Origin of the sequence: Nocardia sp. NPDC051787 (genome assembly GCF_040681325.1) — a bacterium.
Classification (GTDB): domain Bacteria; phylum Actinomycetota; class Actinomycetes; order Mycobacteriales; family Mycobacteriaceae; genus Nocardia.
The window spans coordinates 54,225-75,078 of record NZ_JBFAYO010000034.1; the positions used below are offsets into that span (position 1 = coordinate 54,225).

Consider the following 20,854-nt stretch of genomic DNA (forward strand, 5'->3'; position numbering starts at 1 on the left):
CACCGTCAACGGGATCGGTGCGCCCGGCCTCACGCCGACTGGGTGAACGGTCGGCGCGGCGTGCCGAACAAATGCGCGTCCCCGTGGGCGCGCTTGAAGAACAAATGCGCGTCGTGCTCCCAGGTGATCGCGATGCCACCGTGCAACTGGACGGTCTCGGCCGCGATAGTGGTGAGCGCTTCCGAGCAGTGCACGCGGGCGACCCACACGTCCTCGGCGGCCGACGGGCTGTTCGCCGCTACCGCCGCCGTGGCCGCGGCGGACGCGGACCTGGCCGATTCCAGCAGCACGTACATGTCCGCCATACGGTGCTTGAGTGCCTGGAAGCTGCCGATCACCCGGCCGAACTGCACCCGGGACTTGGCGTAGTCCACGGTCATCTCCAGGCAGCGGTCCGCCGCGCCGACCTGCTCGGCGGCCACGGCGGCCCAGGCGATGTTGCGCAGCCGGGCGATGGTTGCGGCCGGATCGCCGGACCCGAGCCGGCGGGCGGGCGCCGCGGCGAAGGTGATCTCGGCGAGTTTCCGGGTGGGGTCCATGGTCGGCGCGGACCGCCGGGTGACGCCCGCCGCCGTTGGCTCCACTTCGAAGAGACCGCCCGGGGTCACGACGACGAGGGTGTCCGCGGACATCCCGTCGAGCACGTAGTGCGCGGTCCCGGTCATGGCGCCGTCCGTCTCGTGCACGCCCGGCTCGTCCCAGCCGGTCTCGCTCGCCCAGCAGACCGCGATCGTCCTGGCTCCCTCGGCGACCTCGGGCAACAGCCGCGCGCACGCCTCGGCATCATCCGACAGCAGCACGGCCTGCGCACCGAGCACGGCCGACCCGAGCATCGGCACCCCGGCGAGCGTGCGGCCCAATTCGCCGACTACCAGCAGTGATTCGACCAGACCCGCACCGAAACCGCCGTACTCCTCGGGAATCGCCAGCGCCGCGACGCCGATCTGCTCGCACAGCAGCCGCCACAGGGCCGGGTCGTAGCCGAGTCCGGTGCCCATCGCGGCACGCACCCCCGCGGATGCGGCGTGCTTGGTCAGCAGGGCACGGACCGAGGCGAGGAATTCCTGGTGTTCGGCGCTGCTCATGCGGTGCCCTCCAGTGAACGCGCGGCACTGTCCCGTTCGGCTTCGTCGCGCAACGCGCGGGCGATCCGCGAGCGGTGCAGATCCGTTGTGCCCCACGCCGAACGCAAGGCGGTCACCTTGGTCAGCCATAGTGAGAGGTCGTACTCGGCGGTGTAGCCGATAGCGCCGTGCACTTGGAGGGCGGCGCGGGCCGCGCGGTAAGCCGCGTCGCCGCAGGCGATCACGGCCGCCGACACGTCCCGGCCACGGGAGGGGCCGGTCATGGTCAGCGCGGCGCGGTAGAGCAGTGGCTCGGCCAGATCCAGCGCGATCAGCACGTCGGCGAGTTTCTGCTTCACGGCCTGGAATTCGCCGACGGGCTTGCCGAATTGTTTGCGCTGCTTGGCGTATTCGGTCGAAGCGTGCAGCAGCGCCCGTCCAGCGCCGAGCAACTGGGCCGCGCAAGCCAGCGCACCGGTATCGAATCCCGCGGCCGCGGCCTCGCGGACCTGCTCGCCCTCGGCGACGGCGTCGTCCGCGGCCACGGTGAACAAGCGACGTGCCGGATCGACCGACCGTGTCAGGCCGGTGCGGTGCCCGGTGTACAGTCGCGCTTCTTCGGCCAGGAGTACCACCTCGGCGGTGTCGGCGTCCAGCGCGACGCCGCTCTGGCCGGGCGTTTCGAACGCGACAGTGCCCAGCGCCGCGCCCCCCGCGAATCCCGGCAACCACCGCTCGGCCAGGCTCGGGTCCGGAAGTGCTTGCAGCAGGGCGGGAATCGCGGCGGCCGTCTCCACCAGCGGTCCCGGCACGGCCGCGCGTCCGATCTCTTGGAAGGCGACGACCAGATCGATCGGCTCCGCGCCGAGGCCGCCGTGCCGCTCCGCGACGGCCAAGCCGAGCACACCGGCTTCGGCCAGCTGCCGGATCAGGGTGCGCCCCGGCCCGGGATCGCCCGAGGCCCACGCGCGCACCGCGGCGGGCGTGCGGCCCGCGTCCAGCAGTTTGCGCAGGCTGGCGCCGAAGTCGAGTTGTTCGGGGCTGAGCGCGAATCTCATCGGCTGCTTCCTCTCGGTAGTCCGAGCAGCCGCTCGGCGATGATGTTGCGCTGAATCTCGTTGGTGCCCGCGTAGATCGGGCCGGACAGCGCGAACAGGTATCCGTCGGTCCACGGACCGGAGCGCTCGGCCGCCGCGCCGAGTACCTCGAACGCGGTCTCGTGCATGGCGATGTCCAGTTCGGACCAGAACACCTTGGTGACCGAGGATTCGGCGCCCAGTTTGCCACCCTCGTCCAGCCGGGTGACCGTGCCGAAGGTGTGCAGCCGGTATGCCTCGCTGCCGATCCAAGCGTCGACCACCGCATCGCGCTGCGCGGTGTTGTCCTGGTCGCCGGTGTCGAGCCACAGATCGATCAGCCGCCGTGCGGTGGCGCTGAACCGGCCCGGACTGCGCAGCGAGAGGCCGCGTTCGTTGCTGGAGGTACTCATCGCCACCCGCCAGCCCTCACCGGGCGCGCCGATCACGTCACGATCGGGCACGAAGACGTCGTCGAGGAAGATTTCCGCGAAGCCGGGCTCGCCGTCCAACTGCGGGATCGGGCGCACGGAAACGCCGTCGGCGCTCAGCGGGAACATCACATAGGTGAGGCCCTTGTGCCGCTCGGCCTCGGAGTCGCTGCGGAACAGCCCGAACGCCCAGTCCGCGAAGGCGGCGCGCGAGCTCCACGTCTTCTGGCCGCTGAGCAGCCAGCCGCCGGTGGTGCGCCGGGCGGTGGAGCGGATCCCGGCCAGGTCGCTGCCCGCCTCCGGCTCGGACCACGCCTGCGCCCAGATGTCGTCGCCGCGCGCCATCCGCGGCATGATCCGCGCAAGCTGCTCCGGCGTGCCGTGCTCGAAAAGGGTTGGGGCCAAGAGGAAGATGCCGTTCTGGCTGACCCGCCCCGGCGCGCCCGCCGCGTAGTACTCCTGCTCGAACAGCACCCATTCCAGCAGCGAAGCGTCGCGTCCGCCGAACTCCGCGGGCCAGGCGACCACCGAGAGCCGGGCGTCGGCGAGAGTGCGCTCCCATGCGCGGTGCGCCTCGAATCCGGCCTTCGTGTCCATCGAGGGCAGCGGCTTCGCGGGTTTGTTGGCGGCCAGGAATTCGCGGACCTCCCGCCGGAATTCCCGCGTCTCCTGGTCGAGATCCAGATCCACTACGTCGTTCCGTTCTGTTCTGCGGTGCTCGCGGAAGCCTTCATCGACTTGGCGTTCATGCCGCCCAGCGAGTCGGCGCCGACTTCGGCGTTGTGCGCGTGTGCGAAGTGGTGCAGACCGAAGACCGAGTCCATGCCCGATCGCATGCCCATCAGATCCTCGGCCTGGTTGACCGCCTTCTTGGTCAGCGCGAGACCGAATTGCGGCATGGCGGCGATCTTTTCGGCCAGCGCCAAGGTCTCGGCCGCGAGCTCGGCCCGCGGCACCACCCGGTTGACCATGCCCCACTCCTTGGCCTGGGCCGCCCCGAACCGGTCACCGGTGAACAGGAACTCCTTGGCCGCGCGCGGGCCCATCACCCAGGGGTGCGCGAAGTATTCGACGCCCGGAATGCCCATGCGGACGACCGGATCGGAGAAGAACGCGTCATCGGAGGCGATGATCAGATCGCACACCCAGGCCAGCATGAGCCCGCCCGCGATGCAGGCGCCCTGCACCATGGCGATGGTGGGCTTGGGAATCTCTCGCCAGCGACGGCACATCCCGAGATAGACCTCGAGCTCCCGGGCGAAGCGCTGATCGCCGCCGACCCGGTCGACGTGGTCCCACCACAGCGCGGCCTTGTTCTGGTACCGCACGTGATGGTCGCGGCCCGGGGTGCCGATGTCGTGCCCGGCACTGAAGTGCTTTCCGTTGCCCGCCAAAACGATCACCCCGACCTCGGGATCCTCCACGGCGCGCTCGAAGGCGGCGTCGAGCGCGTAGGTCATCACCGAGTTCTGCGCGTTGCGATAGTCCGGCCGGTTCAGCGTGACGATCGCGACGCGACCCCGTCGCTCGTAGGTGACCACCTCGCCCTCGTCCGGGATGGCCGGACCCTCGTTCGGGGCTGCCGGTTGCGACATTACGACTTCTCCTCACGTAGTTGACGCTTGAGCACTTTCCCGGCGGCGCTGTAGGGCAGCTGGTCGCGGAATTCGACGAACCGCGGCACCTTGAAGTTGGCCAGCACGGTGGTGGCGTGGGCGAGGACCTGGTCCTCGGTGAGCGCCGAACCGGGCCTGCGCACCACGTACGCCTTGCCCACCTCGCCCATCCTGCTGTCGGGCACCCCGATGACGGCGGATTCGGCTACGCCGTTCAGCCGGGCCAGCGCCTGCTCGATCTCGGCCGGATAGACGTTGAAGCCGCCGGAGATGTACATGTCCTTGAGCCGGTCGGTGATCTTCAGGTACCCACGCTCGTCGATCGCGCCGATGTCGCCGGTGTGCAACCAGCCGTCGGCGTCGATGGTCTCGGCGGTGCTGTCCGGGTCGTCCAGGTATCCGAGCATGACATTGGGTCCGCGGAGCAACACCTCGCCCGCCTCGCCGAGCCGCAGTTCGAAATCCGCGATCGGCCTGCCGCAGGTGTTCGCGATCGTCTCGGCGTCGTCTTCGGCGCGGCACATGGTGCCGAAGCCCGCGGCCTCGGACAAGCCGTACGCGGTGATGACGACATCGAAGTCGAGTTCCGAGCGCATCCGCTCGATCAGCACCACCGGCACCGTCGCCGCGCCGGTGACGGCCACCCGAAGGCTGCTCAGGTCGAACTCGTCGCGGCCGGGGAAGTCCAGGATCGTCTGGTAGATGGTCGGCGGGCCGGGCAGCACCGTGACTTTCTCCGCGCCGATCAGCCGCATCGTCTCCGGCACGTCGAAGGTCGCCTGCGGGATGATCGCGGCTCCGGTGACCAGGCAGGCGAGAATGCCCGCCTTGTACCCGAAATTGTGGAAGAACGGACTGATCACCAGGTACCGGTCGGCGCGGCGCAAGGTCGCGCATTCCGCCCACGCCCGTACCACCGCGAGCGCCTGCCGGTGCGCGACCAGGGTGCCTTTGCTGCGGCCGGTGGTACCGGAGGTGAACAGGATGTCGGAGATGTCGTCCGGGCGCACCGCCGCGGCGCGTTTCTCGGCCTCGGCCACCGTGACCTGTTCGGCGACGATCGCGAGTTCCGACCAGTCCAGCGCGGCGATATCCGTGTTCTCCGTACCCGGTTCGACCGGAATCACCACTATCGTGTCGATGGCGAGATCCGGTGCTGCAGCGTGCAATTCCTCCAGCCGGTCGCGGCCGAGGAAGCTCCCCGCGATGAACAGTGCCTTCGCGCGCACCCGGCGCAGGACGTCGGCGGCCTCGTCGGCGACGTAGCGGGTGTTCAACGGCACCAGCGCGGCACCGGCGTAGTGCGCGGCGAGCGCGGCGATCACCCAGTGATGGGTGTTGGGCGCCCACATGGCCACCCGGTCACCCGCCCGCACGCCGCGCGCGATGAGCGCCCGCGCCACGTCTTGGACCGACTCGAGCAGATCGGCCCAGTCCAGCCGGACCGGGCCGTCCGCGACCGCGGGGGCGGCCCCGAACGTGCGCGCGGCGTGATGCAGTGCCATCGGTGTCGTCTGTGCAGGGGTTGTCACGGTTGTCCTTACCGTCCGCGAGCCAGTTATGCATGCGCTCTACAAAGCAAGTGCTTGGTAGGTTATCCTACCGGCGTGGGTGCGATCCAGACCTCAGAATCCGACACCGCCGCGCCGGACGGGCGGTTTTCCGCCGCGCAGGACGCGCGATTCGCCGCCGACGTGCGCGAGTGGCTGGAGGAGAACCTCAACGGAGAATTCCGCACGCTGCGCGGTCTCGGGGGACCGGGCCGCGAACACGAGGCGTTCGACGAGCGCCTGGCCTGGGACCGGCATCTGGCCGCCGCGGGATGGACCTGCCTGGGCTGGCCGAAGGAATACGGCGGCCGCGCGGCCACGGTGCGGCAGCAGGTGATCTTCCACGAGGAATACGCCAAGGCCAACGCACCCGCGCGGGTATCGCACGTGGGTGAGGAACTGCTCGGCCCGACGCTGCTGGCCTTCGGCACCAAAGCGCAGAAGGATCGGTTCCTTCCCGCCATCCGTACCGTCAGCGAACTGTGGTGTCAGGGCTATTCGGAACCCGGCGCGGGCTCGGACCTGGCCGCGATCACCACTTCGGCGCACCTGGATGGCGACGAGTGGTCGATCAACGGGCAGAAGATCTGGACGTCGCTGGCCCACGTGGCCGACTGGTGCTTCGTCGTCGCCCGCACCGAGCGCGGCTCCACCCGCCACAAAGGCCTCTCCTACCTGCTGGTTCCGATGAAGCAGCCGGGCATCGACGTGCGTCCGATCATCCAGCTCACCGGGACCTCGGAGTTCAACGAGGTCTTCTTCGACGACGCCCGTACCGCCGCCGACCTGGTGGTGGGCGAACCGGGTGACGGCTGGCGGATCGCCATGGGCACGCTCACCTTCGAACGCGGCATCTCCACCCTCGGCCAGCAGATCCGGTTCGCCCGCGAACTGGCCGACATCGAGACGCTGGCCCGCCGTACCGGCGCGGCCGACGACCCGCTGATCGCCGACCGGATCGACCGAGCCTGGGTCGGACTGCGGGTACTGCGCGCGCACGCCATGCGCACGATGGAGGGCGCGGGCGTGGACGACGGCGGCGGCCAGGCATCGGTGGCGAAACTGCTGTGGGCCAACTGGCATCGCGGACTCGGCGAGCTGGCGATGGCTGTGCTCGGCGCCCGCGGCTTGGTGGCGTCCACCGCCGGGCCCACGTCCACCGCCCGGCCCTCGGGGGAGAACGATCTCAACGAATGGCAGCGGTTGTACCTGTTCACCCGCGCCGACACCATCTACGGAGGTTCGAACGAAGTGCAGCGCAACATCATCGCCGAGCGCGTGCTCGGACTGCCGCGCGAGGCGCGCCCGTGACGGGCCCGCTGTCGATCGCCCCCGCGCCCGTTCCCGGGCACGGCCTGCTGACCGGGCGCACCGCCGTGATCACCGCCGCCGCGGGCACCGGGATCGGCTCGGCGACGGCGCGCAGGCTGCTGGCCGAGGGCGCGGACGTGGTGGTCTCCGACTGGCATGAGCGGCGGCTTGCGGAGACGGCCACCGAGCTCGCCGCCGAGTTCCCGGACCGGCGGGTCGCCTCGATCGCATGCGACGTGCAGAGCACCGAGCAGGTGAACGCGCTGGTGCGCGGCGCGGCCGAGATCGTCGGCCGGATCGACATCGTGGTCAACAACGCCGGGCTGGGCGGGGAGACGCCCGTGGTCGACATGACCGACGAGCAGTGGAGCCGCGTCCTGGACATCACACTCAACGGCACGTTCCGCTGCACCCGCGCCGCCCTCGGCTACTTCCGCGACGCGGGCCACGGTGGCGTGATCGTCAACAATGCCAGCGTGCTCGGCTGGCGCGCGCAGCACGGCCAAGCGCACTACGCTGCGGCGAAGGCGGGCGTGATGGCGCTGACCAGATGCAGCGCGATCGAAGCCGCAGAACTCGGCGTCCGGATCAACGCGGTGGCCCCCAGCATCGCCAGGCACGCTTTCCTCGACAAGGTCAGCTCCGCCGAACTGCTGGACAGATTGTCCGAGCGGGAGGCGTTCGGCCGCGCTGCCGAGCCGTGGGAAGTCGCCGCGACGATCGCGATGTTGGCCAGTGACTACACCTCGTATCTGACCGGCGAGGTGGTGTCGGTCAGCAGCCAGCACGCCTGAGCCGCCCAGGTTTCCGCGGCTGTCCGCCCGGTCGTTCGCGTCGGATCGGGTGGACGGAGGCGTCCGGCGACTATCGAGCAGCCGCTTGCTCGGTGCCGGTGCGGTGACCCGCGCGCCGTAGTGCGATCGCCTTCCAGCGTCGGGCACAGTGCGCCGAAATAGGCGGTTGATCAGGTGGAAAAGGGCGAGCCGGAGAGCGCCGGGGTGTGCCATGCTGGACGGGATCGGATCCGCGCTCTGCAAGGGGGCGATGGCTATGGGCCTGGATCGCCCACCTGCCCGCGAACAACTGGAACTCGACTTGGTCCGCGACGTCGTGCTGGCCCGGCGGCGGCTGGACAGCCTCGTACTTTCGGCGCTCACCCTCGGCGCCGAACTCATCGAGCACACTTCCGAACGCGCGGTCGCGATGGCGGCCGCGCGCATTCTCGAGCAGCACGCCGTCGACGAGCGCGAAGTCGCGCGCGACCCACGCGGCGCGTTGCGCGCGGATCTGGCGCGCGATCGGGAGCGCGCCAGGCGCATCGGACTCAGCTCCCCGCCCGGCCATTTCCACACCGAGGACCAGCGGCGCAGGCAGCGCCAGATGGCTCTGCTCGGTGAGGTGCGCGCGGACCTGCTCGCGGTGCTCGCGAAATGCCGCAAATCCCGTTTCGATGGGGTGACCTTCGCCGACGAGATCGCCCAGGGTCTGTGCGCGGCCACGGACAAGCTCGTGATCGGCGCCGACATGGACACCTATCGCGCCTGGCAACGCGGCATGGTGCTCAAGTTGAGCGAGGAACCGGTCCCTGGCGGTCCGCCGCGGGTGATGGCCACCGTGGACGCGGGACCGGGCCGTGGCCAGCTCACGGTGGAATGGGACAGTTGCGAGCGCCGTCTCGCGCTGGTCGCGCGGATGGCGCGTGCGGGCGTCTCGCCCGTGGTGATCTGCGATCGACTGCTCGCCGACCTCTCGGTTTCTTCCCCGCTGCGCTACTCGGCGCGCTGAACACCCCACTCGACCAAGCAAATGCTTGGTTGTATGATGGGCCGCGTGACCGCACCAGACGCCTCGAAATCAGCACGGCGCAGCGAGCTGCTCGCCCTTGCGGCCGAATTGTTCGCCGAGCGGGGATTACGCGCCACCACCGTGCGTGACATCGCCGACGCGGCCGGAATCCTATCGGGGAGCCTCTACCACCATTTCGATTCCAAAGAGTCGATGGTGGACGAGATCCTGCGCGGCTTCCTGGACGATCTCTTCGGCCGTTATCGCGAGATCGTCGCCTCCGGACTGAGTTCGCGAGACACCTTGGAAGCCTTGGTGCTCGCGTCCTACGAGTCGTTCGACCGCTGGCACGCCGCGGTCGCGATCTACCAGGCCGAGGCGAAGCGGTTGCGCACCGCCGAACGGTTCACCTACATCGCCGACTACAACCGCGAATTCCGTGAACTCTGGCACCGGGTGCTGACCAACGGCGTGCGGGACGGCAGTTTCCGGCCGGAACTCGACGTCGAACTGGCCTACCGGTTCCTGCGCGACACGGTGTGGGTCGCGGTGCGGTGGTACCGGCCCGGCGGCCCCATCACCGTCGGCAACCTCGCCAAGCAGTACCTGACCATCGTGCTCGACGGGCTCACCGTTCCCGAGCGCACCACGTAGGAGTCCTTACATGTCAGCACCTTCCGCGTCCCGTCGTCCGTATGCCCCGCTGCGGGACGCCTACGTGATCGATGCGGTACGCACCCCGGTCGGTAAGCGCGGCGGCGCACTGGCGGGCGTGCACCCCGCCGATCTGGGTGCGGCCGTGCTGCGCGGTCTGCTGGACCGCAGCCCGATCGACCCGGGGGTCGTGGACGACGTCATCGTGGGTTGCGTCGACAACATCGGTCCGCAGGCGGGCAACATCGGCCGCACCATGTGGCTGACCGCGGGTTACCCCGAAGAGGTTCCCGGTGTCACGGTGGACCGGCAGTGTGGCTCGAGCCAGCAGGCGATCAATTTCGGCGCGCAGGCCATCATGAGCGGCACCGCCGAAGTGATCGTGGCCGGTGGCGTGCAGAACATGAGCGCGATCCCGATCTCCGCCGCCATGCTCGCGGGCAAGGAGTACGGCTTCGACTCGCCGTTCGTCAGCGCGGAAGGCTGGGACCACCGCTACGGCACCGGCGAGGTCTCGCAGTTCCGCGGTGCGGAATTGATCGCCGAGAAGTGGGGAATCAGCAGGGCGGACATGGAGCGCTGGGCGCTGCGCAGCCACGAACGGGCCCGCGAGGCGATCAAGAACGGCAGCTTCGACAACGAGATCGTTCCGGTCGGCGATTTCTGGATCGACCAGGGCCCCCGCGAGACCAGCCTGGAGAAGATGGCCGCGCTGCCGCCGCTGGCCGAGGGCAGCCCGCTCACCGCGGCCGTAGCAAGCCAGATTTCCGACGGCGCCAGCGCCACCCTGCTCGCCTCGGAGTGGGCGGTGCGGGAATACGGCCTGACGCCGCGAGCGCGCATCCACCATGTGAGCGCGCGCGGCGCCGACCCGATCTTCATGCTCAGCGCGCCGATTCCGGCGACCAAGTGGGCACTGGAGAAATCCGGGCTCACCATCGACGACATCGATGTGGTCGAGATCAACGAGGCGTTCGCCCCCGTGGTGCTGGCTTGGTTGAAGGAGACCGGCGCCGATCCGGAGCGGGTCAACGTCAACGGCGGAGCGATCGCCCTCGGCCACCCGCTCGGGGCGACCGGCGCAAAGCTTTTCGCGACCCTGCTCAATGAGCTCGAGCGGATCGATGGCCGCTACGGCCTGCTGACCATCTGCGAGGGTGGCGGCACCGCCAACGCCACCATCATCGAGCGCCTGCCGCGCTGATCCGAAATGAACGAGCGACACGTCGGTGACCCCCGGTCCGCCGACGTGCCGCCCGAAGGGCTCCGGCCAGGGAGTTCGCATATCAGCGGGTGTAGGTGCCGACCAACTGACCGTGTCCGATGCTGGCCTTCTCTATCGCGGATCTCGCCTCGGCCACTGGCGTTTTCGCGGTCAGCGAAACCGGCTTCGAGAGCGCGTCCACGATGAACCGATAGTGATGCACGCCGGTCCCGGCGGGAGGGCAGGGTCCGAAGTACTCGGCGAGGTTCGCGCTGTTGAGGCTGACTACGCCGCCCTTCGGTGTCCGACCTTCCTCGCTGAAGGTGGTGGTCGGCGGGATATCGCTGACCACCCAGTGGGTGAACAGCCCGATGGGGGCATCCGGGTCGTCCATGATCAGGGCCAGCCGGACGGCCGATTCCGGAACACTCCAGGTCAGCGGCGGCGGCTCGTTCCTTCCGGTGCACGAGTAGGCCGCCGGAATAGGGGTACCGTCGCTGAAAGCGGTACTGCTCACGGTGATCTCGTTCGTCGCGGGCATCGTGGCCTCCGCTCGAATGGTGGTTGTGGTCGCAGCGTTCTTTCGATTCGCCGGTGTCTCCGCATGCCGCGGCTGCCGCCGACGTCAGCGCCTCGGCGGAGATCAGGCGAACCGGTATGTGGTCACAGCCCGAGAGTAGGCAGACAATGTCCGGCTAAACCAGAAGCCGGTGCCCCAGTCGCCACGAGATGGCAGCTACCCGCCACCGCTCCAGAGCGACCTATCAGCCCGGATGACCCGCCTTGCAGACGGTGATCGCCTGGCTGAGGGCAAGAATGTTGGTGGTCGGGTCGGCGGGAACGGCGGTCAAGTCGCCGACGGCGCCAGGGCGCAGCGGTGCGCCGGTAATCGCGTGCAGGACGTCTATGGGCGTCAGCCCGGCTTCGGCGAGGGCCGCGATTTCTCGGGCGTTGACTGCCAACGGAAGCGGACCGTTGCCCAAGTCGCTGCCATATCGGACCCTGCCGCCTGCCGCGTGGAAACGGCGAAGATTGTGCAGGGCGGTGTCTCGGCCATCGGTGGGTGCTCCCCAGCCGTGGATGTCCAGGGTGGAGATCATCGTCGTGCCTCGCGTGAGGCCGTCGATCAAGTCGTCGGTGAGAGCTTCCGTCCACGGCGTGTGCGCGAGTATCCGCACCCCCGCTCGATACGCCCGCAAAGTTTGGCCGATTCCCTGCGTGTGCGCGGTTACCGGGAGTCCGTTGGTGGCCGCAACGCGAACCACCGTGCGCAGGGTCACGTCATCGATGACCGGCCCTGCCTCGGAATTCAGGGCGACTTTGATGGTCACCGGCCGGTAGGGGAGTAGCGATTCGACAGCCGCGGCCGCTGAAGGTGGGTCGTCTATTTCGAGCGCGATCCCGGGTGGCGCCCAAGCTTGCCGGGTGGGATATCCGCCGGGGGCGGTGAGGAAAGGGCCGGCAGCACGGATTCGGGGCAGCCTCGGATCGTGCCGCGAGCGCTCGACCAGCGGCCAGAGCTCATCGGGTACTCCGCCCAGATCGAGCAGCGTGGTTATCCCGTTCGTCAGCAGTTCGGCCGAGTCGATCAAAGCGGTATGCACGTGATGATCGGTGAGGCCGGGCAGCAGTATCCCGTCGACGCGAGTTTGCGCAACTTCGGGCGGTGCGGCCGCGGGCGGGCCGACCCAGCCGACTGTGTCGCCGGACATGCCTACCGCTGTCGGTCCGGCGAGGGTGTCCCCGCCGAGCCACGCCGCGTCGGCGACGAAGACGCGATCAACCATCCTGCGTGGGGCGGAGTTCGGGAAAGAAAACGTCATCGATAGTGGCGGCGAGGTACCGTGCACCGGATGTGCCCGCGGTGCCCGGTTTGCGGCCGAGATGTTTCCGCACCAGCTGGAGGTGACGCAGCCGCCATTCCCGCAGCTGCTCATCGATCGCGACGAGCTGTGCACAGATGTGGTATTCGACACCACGTCCGGTGGCCCGAATCGCTTCGAACACGTCGAATAATTCAGGAGTGGATTCCCGGCGCCGACCCCAGTCCCGTTCCAGGTAGTGCTCCGGCACTGCGTGGCCGCGCCGGAGCAGGTAGCGAATCAATTCGTCGAACAGGCTGGGCTCCTTGGCCTCGCTGTTGGCGAAATCCCGCCAGCCGGGGTGGCGTTTGCCGAGCAGGAATTCGAGCTCTCGATACTGCTTCGAATACAGGCCGGAAGCTCGGCCGAGAGCGGGCCGTAGCCGCTGAAAGGCACTGGGTGACAAGGTATTCAATACCGACCATTGATCGTTCAGCCGCACCAGCACCTGCTGGACGCGGTCGAGGGTGGACAGGCTCGCCCGCCCCGCGCGGAAACCGCTTCGGACCGCCCTCAGTTCGTGCAGCACCAGCTTGAGCCACAGTTCCGTCACCTGATGACAGATGATGAACATCATCTCGTCGTGCTGTTCCGGGGTGGTGCGCGGCTGTTGCGCGCTCAGCAGCTGGTCCAGACGCAGGTAGTCGGCATAGGTCAACTCGGCCAGGTCAGTATCCATAGCCCGCCCTACCCATCCGGGTGATCGCCTCGATGATCACCGGCAGCTCCGGCCCCAAATACAGCCGATAACAGGGTGATCGGTCGCTGTTCTCGGCGTCCCAGCGATCGACGCCGACCAGCACCCCGGTCTTGCGCAGGCATTCGTGACGGAATTGCAGTACCGAGCCGTCCCGGTGTGCCCGGGGCAGCGGTATCCGTGCGAAGGGCGCGAACTCCCCTACCTGTGCCATATCCGGCGGGTAACCGAGATCGGAGCACAGCGACTCCTGCACCGCGGCGCGTTTCACGGAGTGTGCCCGTCCTTGCTCGGCGAGGTAGCGCTCGGACGCCGGGTCGGCGAGCCAGCTGGCCATGGCTTCTTGGAGGGGGATCGCGCTGGCGAAACTCCGCTGAAACTGCCACCGGTTGACCAGCGCGTCCAGCGTGCGCGGATCCGCGGTCGCCGCGCCGATCCCCCACCCGCTGCAATGGAATTGCTTTCCCAACGAACGCACGGCCAGCCATCGCGACCCGGGTGTTTCCTGTAGCAACAGGGACAGTGCGGATGTCGGCGTCTGTTCCGGATCGTGCACCCCGAAATACGCGTCGTCCAGTAAAACCGCCGCACCGGCCGCCCGCGCGAACGCGAGCAGCTCTCGAATGAGTTCGGGCCGCCAGTTGGCACCGGTGGGATTGTGCTGGGCATTGATCACCAGCAGCGTGTTGCGGTCCATGGTCAGCCCGTCGGTGACGGGCTGACCCCTGTCCACGGGGTAATAGCGCGTTCGGTAGCCGAGCGGACCGAAGACCCCGGCGTAGTCCCAGCCCGGCATGGGGGCGAGCACAGTGGACGCGCCGTCGGCGCGCAGCATTCGGCCGAAGTCGAACATGGCGTTTCGAGTGCCGCCTGCGGTGACCGCGACCTCGTAGTCCACCCCCGCGGAGAATTCGGGCGCGAGACCGTGCGTCCGTGTGATGTACGACCGCAGGACGCGTTGCAGCCGGGGCAGCCCGTATTGGGAGATGATGTAACCGTGCGCGTGCGTCGGCAGCGCCGCCAAAGCCGCGGTCAAGCCGGGTGCCGCCTTGGTCCACGTTTCGCCGAAACCCAGATAGATCAGCTCGCCGGCCGGGCTGCCCGCCGCCAGGTATTCGGACACCAGCTCGGTATCGGGGAATCTCGTGCGCAAGTCGGTGCCGACGATCACTTCAGGATAAGGAATCATCGTGCTTTCCGAAGACAGGTGGAAGGGTGGCCGGCTGCGGCGCCGGTAGTCGCCCGAACAACTGCTCGCAGATACCGGCGATCCGCAGCAAGCGGCTGTCACTGCCGGGCGGACCGTCGAGTGCGATACCGATCGGCAGCCCCGCGTTGTCCAGCCCGGCGGGCACGCTGATGCCGGGCCAACCGAGAATGCTGCCGAGGTTGGTAGTGCGGCTATAGGCGAGAAACGCCGAGACGAGCACGCCGCCCAGCTCCACTTCGTCGGCCCCGATCGGCGCTGCCGTGAGCGGCGTGGTCGGCCATACCAGAGTGTCGACGCGATGCGTTTCCAGGCTCGCGCGCACAAGTGCGTCCAACTCGGGCCGATAGCGCGTCAGCGCCGCGGTGTAATCCTCCGGGGAGGTCGCGCCCGCACCCACCAGTCCCTCGAGAAGCTGCTCGACGTCGGGACTACCGCATCCTGCGACGAGCTCGGCAAGCGACATGGCGATGTCGCTTGCCGCGAGGTAGCGCCGCAGCTCGATCGGTGTCTCGTAGAAGGCTATCGGGAAACCTGCTTTGACGATGAGATCGCCGGTGTGGGAGGGAAACTCCAGCTCGATGATGTCCAGACCGGCGTCAGCGAGTTGCGCCACGCGTCGTTCGAAACACTCGGCCAAGTCGGAGGCCAGTCCGTCGAGGAAAGGACTGCGCACGACGCCGAGCCGGATGGGCCCGGATTCGCCGTCCTGTGGAGCGGGCACTGTGCTCAGGATCGAGTCCAGCAGCCGCACGTCGGCAACGGATCTGGCCAACGGACCGACCGTATCCCGTGTGCTGGACACCAGAATGAGGCCGTTCTGCGAATAACGACCCAAGGTCGGGCGGAAGCCGACCACACCGCACAGGCTCGCGGGCATTCGCACAGAACCGCCCGTATCAGTGCCCAAACCGGCGGGTGCCATGCGTGCCGCGACGGCGGCGGCGGTGCCTCCGCTACTACCGCCCGCTATACGGTCCGTTCGGTACGGATTCGCGACCGGTCCGTAATGGCCGTTGTTGCTCGTCATGCCGTATGCCAGCTCGTGGAGGTTGGTTTTGCCCAACACAAGTGCTCCGGCATCGCGCAAGCGGCGCACCACGTCGGCGTCGGCGACCGGCTGGTGTCGACGCAGGGCGGGCGTACCGCCGGTGGTGGGCAGGTCGGCGGTATCGATGTTGTCCTTGACCGCGAGCGGCACGCCGTGCAGCGGGCCGAGCGTCGCGCCGCTCGCCCGTGCTGCGTCGGCCTCTGCGGCGGCGGCGAGCACCGCGTCCGCCCGAACGGTGATGAAGGCGCCGAGTGCTTCGTGCTCATCGATCCGGTTCAGCAGCGCCCGAGCGTATTCCGCCGCGGAAATCGTGCCGTGCCTGATGCCGGCCGCCGCGTCGGCCACGCCCCAGTCGATCGAGTCCATCTCAGTGTCCCGCGTTCTCGGTGAGCAGGTGCGGGGTGTGCGTTCCGATGTAGGGGACGAGTTCTACCAGGACGTCGTGAACCGCGTCGATGAACGTGTCGATGTGGTGGTCGGTCATCGGGAGCGATAGGGCGAACAGACCGCGGCGCGCCGTGTATATACCGCGGTTGAGCAGCGCGAGGTGAAACAGCTCGGGGAGGTCCGCCAAGCCGGTCCGGCGGGCCAGCGCATCATGTGGGTTGGTGATCGGGCCGTGTCCCCAGTGCAGGTGCATCAACGACCCTATGCCGGTCATCTGCAGCCGCACGCCCGCCCGATGCGCCGCGTCGGGAAGATCCCGGATCAGACGCTCGCCCTTGGCGTTGAGTTCCTCCACTTCGGCTGAACCGTAGGTATCGAGTGCGGCGAGCCCGACCGCCAGGCTCATGTTATTGCCGCCGAATGCGCCCGCGTGGTAGACGTGGCCCGGGCGAGTGGGGTCGAACTGGGCCATGATGTCTTCGCGACCGCCGAAGGCGCCCAGCGGGAACCCACCGCCGATGATCTTGCTGAGTGACGTGAGATCCGGCGTGATGTCATAGCGATTCTGTAGCGGACCCATCCGGAAGGTGGCGCACTCATCGAAGATCAGCAGCACGTCATGGGCGGTGGTGAGTGCACGCAGTCCGCGCAGATATGCGACGTCGCCGGGGATTCCGCCCGCCGCACCCATCATCGGTTCCACGATGATCGCGGCGATCCGGTCGGCGTGTAGCGCCAGCAGTTCTCGCGCCGCCGCCAGATCGTTGTAGGGCAAGAGCATGACCTCGCGTGTCCGCGCCTTGGGTACTCCGCGCGCGGGCTGGGCAGGCGGGAAGGATCCCGGCAGGCCCTCCTGTGGGTATGTCGGGTCGGGCAGGCCCGTGAATATGTTGATCTGCGCGTCGTCGTGCAGACCGTGGTAGCCGCCGTCGACCTTGACGATCACGTCACGGCCGGTGAAGGCGCGCGCGGCCCGGAGGGTGAGCATTGTCGCCTCTGTGCCGGAATTGCAGTATCGCACCTTGTCGATCGACGCGACACGTTCGCACAGGACGGCCGCGTGCTGAGCCTGCACCGCCACGGGGGTGCCGAGGGCGGAGCTCTTGCCGATCTGTTCCGCGGCCGCCGCCAGCAGTGCCGGGTGACAGTGACCGTGCACTGTCGCGCTCATGTTGTTGTAGAAGTCCAGATACTCGTTGCCGTCGACATCGGTCAACACGCAGCCGGCGCCCCGGTCCATGAATGTGGGGTACGGCGTGAAATGGTTGATCGTCCGGGTGTCGCCGCCGGGCAGCCAGCTCTTGGCCTCCTCGTGCAGTCGTGCAGATTTCGGTGTGCGCGTGCGGTATTCGTCCCGAATCCGTTGTGCGGCGACTATTTCGAGCTGAGTCATGCGAATTCCTCTCCGGTCAGACCACCGGCCAGATTTGCGAGGGCAGCTTGGGGAAGAGGGCGGTGAGCAGCGCTGCTGCCCGCCGGGTCTGCAATCGGTGATCGGGATAAGCCGGGGCGAGTTCGGGCAGGTCGGCGTGGCCGAACAGCAGTGCGAGGAACATCGCGACCGGCATGGAGGCATCCGACGCACGCCTGGCGTGTTCCGGCCACGGGTCGGCGCCGGCCAGCTTTCCTTCCTGGAAACGCAGGAGCACCCCGAACGTGTAGAAGTGCAGCCGAAGCATCCCCGTGTACCCGCAAAAGGCCGACTCGATCAGCCGTTTCTCCAGTACCGGCGCGATGTGGCGGAGAAACGCCGCCAGATCCGGAATCCGGATGAACCAGCCGATATTCGGCGGCCGCCGAACGAGCAGATCGCCGAGCGGATGATAGGCGGGATGGTCGGTACCCAGCCAGAGCATGTATCCGTCCGTGCCCGTCATTCGACGCACCACGCTCGGCAGGATCTCCGGCCAGGAAGCGTCCGGCGTCACTTCGAGCCCCGAGATGGAGGTCACCGATTCCGGACAGGGCTGGCCGGGCAGCCAGCTGGGAATAGGGAAACTGGGAATGCCGCCATACCCCGAAACGGCGTACCCCACCGGCTGGGCGCCCTGCCGGATGACGAAGATGTCGTCGCGCATCATGTTGGCACGACTGCGGCCGGTCAGTTCGTATTCCCACAGGGCGCGGTCGCGCGGGCAGGTGACCAATGCCCGCGACCCGGCATGCCGATCCACACTCTGGAGGAAGGGCGCGTCGGCAGGTGTGGCAGGACGCAATTCGACGCGCTCGCCCGCTGGCGGAGCCGGCGGCAGGTCGCGTGCCCAGCCGCCACGGCCCGCGCGTTGGGTCAGCACCGCGTGGTAGCCGTGCTCCTGGTGGAAGAACATCAGGTCGGTGATGACCTGCACCAGATGGCCCCGCGCCGCGCTGCGCTCGTGCAGCACGTCGAACTGGCGGCCGATGAGCCCTCGCCTGCGGTAGCCGGCGCGCGTCGCCACCAGTTCCAGCCGACCGACGCCGAACGGGATACCGGCGTAGGACCAGATCTGCGGCACCAGGGTCAGGCCGGAGACGAGCGCGTCAGCGGCCGGATCCTCCACCACTGTGATGTCCGCGAGTTCCATGGTGGGATGCGCGCGATCGAAGAGTTCAGCGCTCCAGGCGCCCACGGCCGCATTGGGTTTGCCGTCCGCGTCCTGATGGGCATAGGACTGGAGGTGGGCGAACGCGTCCCGGTCGCGGGAATGGGCGGATCGCAGAATCAGGCCGCCTGGCAGGCGAACCGGCAGCACCGTCATCGTGTCGGTCTTCTCGTTCGCTTGTCATGGCATGCATCCACAGGGTGCAGTATCGGGGATTCGACGCGGGTCGGGCTGACCAGCAGTGGGGAGTCTTCGCCCCGCCGACCCGCGCACAGCGGAGCACCCCGATCCGACCCGGCCGCGCTTCCGCAGGAGGGTTCGCGTTACTGTTGCCAGCTCCGGATTGCTCGCGCCGCCGACCCCGTATCAGCGGCGCGTGCGCACAGTTCGCTACCGGTGAACTGCCTCCAGCCGCAGGACCTGGGCAGCACTTGTTTCACCCGGAGCGGCCCGCAGCGGTTTCCGCGCGGTCGGCGAGCGCGCCGACCGCGTCGATCCGCGCTACCGCCTCCGTGACGATCCGATCGATCAGCTCTTTGCAGGTGGGCAGGTCGTCGATGATCCCGGTGACCTGCCCCGCGGCGAGCACACCCGCCTGGGTGTCGCCTTCGACCAATCCGGCGCGCAGCAGCATCGGGGTATTCGCGGCCATCACGACCTGTGACCAGCTGAGGTCCTTGGTCTTTCGCATGGCCAGGCCGTCGCGGATCATGATGGACCACTTCATGCCGGTCATGCTCTTGAACCGGGCCGCGTTCGCGACCGCCGTGGTGAGCCCGCGCCAGCGGCCCGAATGTTCCAGGCGCTGTACCAGTTCGGTGTTCAGCACGCGGTGCGGCATGCCGTCGACCTTCAGTGACACCACCGTGTCCTGGAGCTGCCTGCGCAGGTACTCCTGCTTGACGGCGTCCGGGACCGTACTCTCCTGGGTGAGCAGGAACCGGGTGCCCATCGCGATACCCGCCGCGCCATAGGCCAGGGCGGCGGCCAACCCGCGTCCGTCGAAGAATCCACCGGCCGCGATCACGGGAATGTCCACCGCGTCCAGCACGGACGGTAGCAGCAAGGTAGTGGCCACCGGGCCGGTGTGCCCGCCGCCTTCGCCGCCTTGCACGATCACCGCGTCCGCGCCCCAGGCCGCCACTTTGACCGCGTGCTTGGCCGCACCGATCGACGGGATGACCACCACGCCCGCGTCTTTCAGCTTCGCGATCAGGTCCTGTTTGGGCGCGAGCGCGAACGAGGCGACCGCCACTTTCTCCCGGATCAGCAGATCGATTCGCTCGGGCGCGTCGGCGGCGTCGGCCCGAATGTTGACGCCGAACGGTTTCCCGGTGTGCGCCTTCGTCTTCGCGATCGCCGCCTCCAGCTCCGCGAATGTCATGGTGGCGGAGGCGAGAATGCCGAGCCCGCCCGCTTCTGCCGTGGCCGAGACCAGCCGCGGACCCGCCACCCAACCCATACCGGTCTGCACGATCGGGTGTTCGACGCCTACCAGATCGGTCAGCGCGGTGCGCAGGTGTGCGGTCATGACGGGACCTCGCTTTCGCGAACCTTCTCGGGGTCGAGCACCTCTCGGATCAACCGCAGTTCCTCGGCGGTCGGCTTGCGCGTCTCGTCCGCCTCGATGAGCCCCGCGATTTCGAAGGAGGTGTGCTCGGCGACCTCGTCGGCGGTGACGCCGGGGTGCAGGCTGCGGGCGCGCATGGTGTGGCCGGGACCTTCGAAATCGAAGACACCCAGGTTGGTCACTACGCGGTGCAGGTGATGGAAGCGGTAGGCGGGGTCGGCCGGGTCGACCTTGTCGTATCCCACACCCGAGACGATGTCGACCCCGTCGGTGAACACGCGCTTGGAGTGTCGCGGTACCCAGTAGCTGGTGGCGTGGTTGATGGTGTTGCCCGGCGCGCCACGCACCCCGAACATCTGCCGGGTCGGATGCTGCAATGGGCCGAACGCCGAAAGGTTCTGATTGCCGAAACGGTCGATCTGGTTGGCGCCCATCACCACGTGCCTGCGCCCGGAGGCCACCACGTCGAAGACTTTCCGGAACGGAATCCAGCCCTCGATCGGTGCCTTCCCGCCCAGCGGGGGAGTCTCGGCGAGCAGAAGCGCTTCGCCGTCCGACAGCAGCAGATCCGGTTCGGTGGTGAGCTTGGCCAACCGGGCGCCGAGGATGGACATCGGCGACATCGGACTGGCCATGATTTCCCCCGCGCCGCGGAAGATCTCCGCGCAGGCGACCGCGCACACCTCGGCGCGGGTCACGGTCTCGGTGCTGGTCATCGCGCCCTACCTTCTTCTTGTGCCTCCGGTCGTCCGGAATGATCGGGGTGTGCGAGCGGGGCAGGGATGGTTTTCATCGCGGCTGCACTCG

The 20,854-nt window shown here is 68.2% G+C and carries 19 protein-coding genes; 5 read left to right on the plus strand and 14 right to left on the minus strand.

Going from position 1 to position 20,854, the window contains the following annotated elements; genetic code table 11:
• Positions 1 to 29: 29 nt before the first annotated feature.
• From AB0M45_RS28510 to AB0M45_RS28530, 5 genes are read right to left on the minus strand one after another with little or no spacing between them, the layout of a single operon-like run.
• Positions 30 to 1,085, minus strand: a complete 1,056-nt coding sequence (locus AB0M45_RS28510; RefSeq protein ID WP_364335532.1) for an acyl-CoA dehydrogenase family protein — start codon at positions 1,083 to 1,085, stop codon at positions 30 to 32.
• A complete protein-coding gene (locus AB0M45_RS28515) occupies positions 1,082 to 2,122 on the minus strand; it encodes an acyl-CoA dehydrogenase family protein (protein WP_364335534.1) in 1,041 nt (346 codons plus the stop codon). Before AB0M45_RS28515 ends, AB0M45_RS28510 begins: the two co-directional genes overlap by 4 nt.
• Positions 2,119 to 3,261, minus strand: a complete 1,143-nt coding sequence (locus AB0M45_RS28520) for an acyl-CoA dehydrogenase family protein (RefSeq protein WP_364335536.1) — start codon at positions 3,259 to 3,261, stop codon at positions 2,119 to 2,121. Before AB0M45_RS28520 ends, AB0M45_RS28515 begins: the two co-directional genes overlap by 4 nt.
• Complete coding sequence (locus AB0M45_RS28525; protein ID WP_364335539.1) at positions 3,261 to 4,166, minus strand: enoyl-CoA hydratase; 906 nt, start codon at positions 4,164 to 4,166, stop codon at positions 3,261 to 3,263. Before AB0M45_RS28525 ends, AB0M45_RS28520 begins: the two co-directional genes overlap by 1 nt.
• Positions 4,166 to 5,719 (minus strand): FadD3 family acyl-CoA ligase, encoded by a 1,554-nt coding sequence (locus tag AB0M45_RS28530; protein WP_364335541.1) that lies wholly within the window; start codon positions 5,717 to 5,719, stop codon positions 4,166 to 4,168. The genes AB0M45_RS28525 and AB0M45_RS28530 overlap by 1 nt, the downstream gene beginning before the upstream one ends.
• Before the next feature lie 75 nt (positions 5,720 to 5,794).
• Here AB0M45_RS28530 and AB0M45_RS28535 point away from each other — a divergent pair, with 75 nt between their 5' ends.
• The 5 genes from AB0M45_RS28535 to AB0M45_RS28555 all read left to right on the plus strand — a co-directional run bounded on the left by AB0M45_RS28535 (position 5,795) and on the right by AB0M45_RS28555 (position 10,691).
• Positions 5,795 to 7,048 (plus strand): acyl-CoA dehydrogenase family protein, encoded by a 1,254-nt coding sequence (locus AB0M45_RS28535; protein WP_364335543.1) that lies wholly within the window; start codon positions 5,795 to 5,797, stop codon positions 7,046 to 7,048.
• On the plus strand, positions 7,045 to 7,842 hold the full coding sequence (locus AB0M45_RS28540) for an SDR family oxidoreductase (protein ID WP_364335545.1): 798 nt from the start codon (positions 7,045 to 7,047) through the stop codon (positions 7,840 to 7,842). Before AB0M45_RS28535 ends, AB0M45_RS28540 begins: the two co-directional genes overlap by 4 nt.
• A gap of 211 nt (positions 7,843 to 8,053) precedes the next feature.
• Positions 8,054 to 8,833, plus strand: a complete 780-nt coding sequence (locus AB0M45_RS28545) for a hypothetical protein (protein ID WP_364335547.1) — start codon at positions 8,054 to 8,056, stop codon at positions 8,831 to 8,833.
• Between the two features lie 36 nt (positions 8,834 to 8,869).
• Entirely contained in the window at positions 8,870 to 9,487 is a 618-nt protein-coding gene (locus tag AB0M45_RS28550; RefSeq protein WP_364335572.1) for a TetR/AcrR family transcriptional regulator, read from the plus strand.
• A 49-nt stretch (positions 9,488 to 9,536) separates the two neighbouring features.
• Positions 9,537 to 10,691 (plus strand): acetyl-CoA C-acetyltransferase, encoded by a 1,155-nt coding sequence (locus tag AB0M45_RS28555; protein WP_364335574.1) that lies wholly within the window; start codon positions 9,537 to 9,539, stop codon positions 10,689 to 10,691.
• Positions 10,692 to 10,773: 82 nt separating this feature from the next.
• Here AB0M45_RS28555 and AB0M45_RS28560 read toward each other — a convergent pair whose 3' ends face one another.
• The 9 genes from AB0M45_RS28560 to AB0M45_RS28600 all read right to left on the minus strand — a co-directional run bounded on the left by AB0M45_RS28560 (position 10,774) and on the right by AB0M45_RS28600 (position 20,763).
• Positions 10,774 to 11,232, minus strand: a complete 459-nt coding sequence (locus tag AB0M45_RS28560; protein WP_364335549.1) for a YbhB/YbcL family Raf kinase inhibitor-like protein — start codon at positions 11,230 to 11,232, stop codon at positions 10,774 to 10,776.
• 223 nt (positions 11,233 to 11,455) lie between these two features.
• A complete protein-coding gene (locus AB0M45_RS28565) occupies positions 11,456 to 12,478 on the minus strand; it encodes a hypothetical protein (protein WP_364335551.1) in 1,023 nt (340 codons plus the stop codon).
• Positions 12,471 to 13,232, minus strand: coding sequence for a tryptophan 2,3-dioxygenase family protein (locus tag AB0M45_RS28570; protein ID WP_364335553.1), 762 nt, complete (start codon positions 13,230 to 13,232; stop codon positions 12,471 to 12,473). The genes AB0M45_RS28565 and AB0M45_RS28570 overlap by 8 nt, the downstream gene beginning before the upstream one ends.
• Positions 13,222 to 14,439: a pyridoxal phosphate-dependent aminotransferase gene (locus AB0M45_RS28575; RefSeq protein WP_364335555.1), complete on the minus strand. Its 1,218-nt coding sequence runs from the start codon at positions 14,437 to 14,439 to the stop codon at positions 13,222 to 13,224. Before AB0M45_RS28575 ends, AB0M45_RS28570 begins: the two co-directional genes overlap by 11 nt.
• Positions 14,423 to 15,874: an indoleacetamide hydrolase gene (gene iaaH, locus AB0M45_RS28580; RefSeq protein ID WP_364335557.1), complete on the minus strand. Its 1,452-nt coding sequence runs from the start codon at positions 15,872 to 15,874 to the stop codon at positions 14,423 to 14,425. Before iaaH ends, AB0M45_RS28575 begins: the two co-directional genes overlap by 17 nt.
• A gap of 1 nt (position 15,875) precedes the next feature.
• Positions 15,876 to 17,288 carry an aspartate aminotransferase family protein gene (locus tag AB0M45_RS28585; protein ID WP_364335559.1) on the minus strand — a complete coding sequence of 471 codons (1,413 nt, stop codon included), beginning with the start codon at positions 17,286 to 17,288 and terminating at the stop codon, positions 15,876 to 15,878.
• A gap of 16 nt (positions 17,289 to 17,304) precedes the next feature.
• Positions 17,305 to 18,633: a GNAT family N-acetyltransferase gene (locus AB0M45_RS28590; RefSeq protein ID WP_364335561.1), complete on the minus strand. Its 1,329-nt coding sequence runs from the start codon at positions 18,631 to 18,633 to the stop codon at positions 17,305 to 17,307.
• A gap of 280 nt (positions 18,634 to 18,913) precedes the next feature.
• Positions 18,914 to 20,008, minus strand: a complete 1,095-nt coding sequence (locus tag AB0M45_RS28595; RefSeq protein ID WP_364335563.1) for a nitronate monooxygenase — start codon at positions 20,006 to 20,008, stop codon at positions 18,914 to 18,916.
• Positions 20,005 to 20,763, minus strand: a complete 759-nt coding sequence (locus AB0M45_RS28600) for a CoA-transferase (RefSeq protein WP_364335565.1) — start codon at positions 20,761 to 20,763, stop codon at positions 20,005 to 20,007. The genes AB0M45_RS28595 and AB0M45_RS28600 overlap by 4 nt, the downstream gene beginning before the upstream one ends.
• Between the last annotated feature and the right edge of the window lie 91 nt (positions 20,764 to 20,854).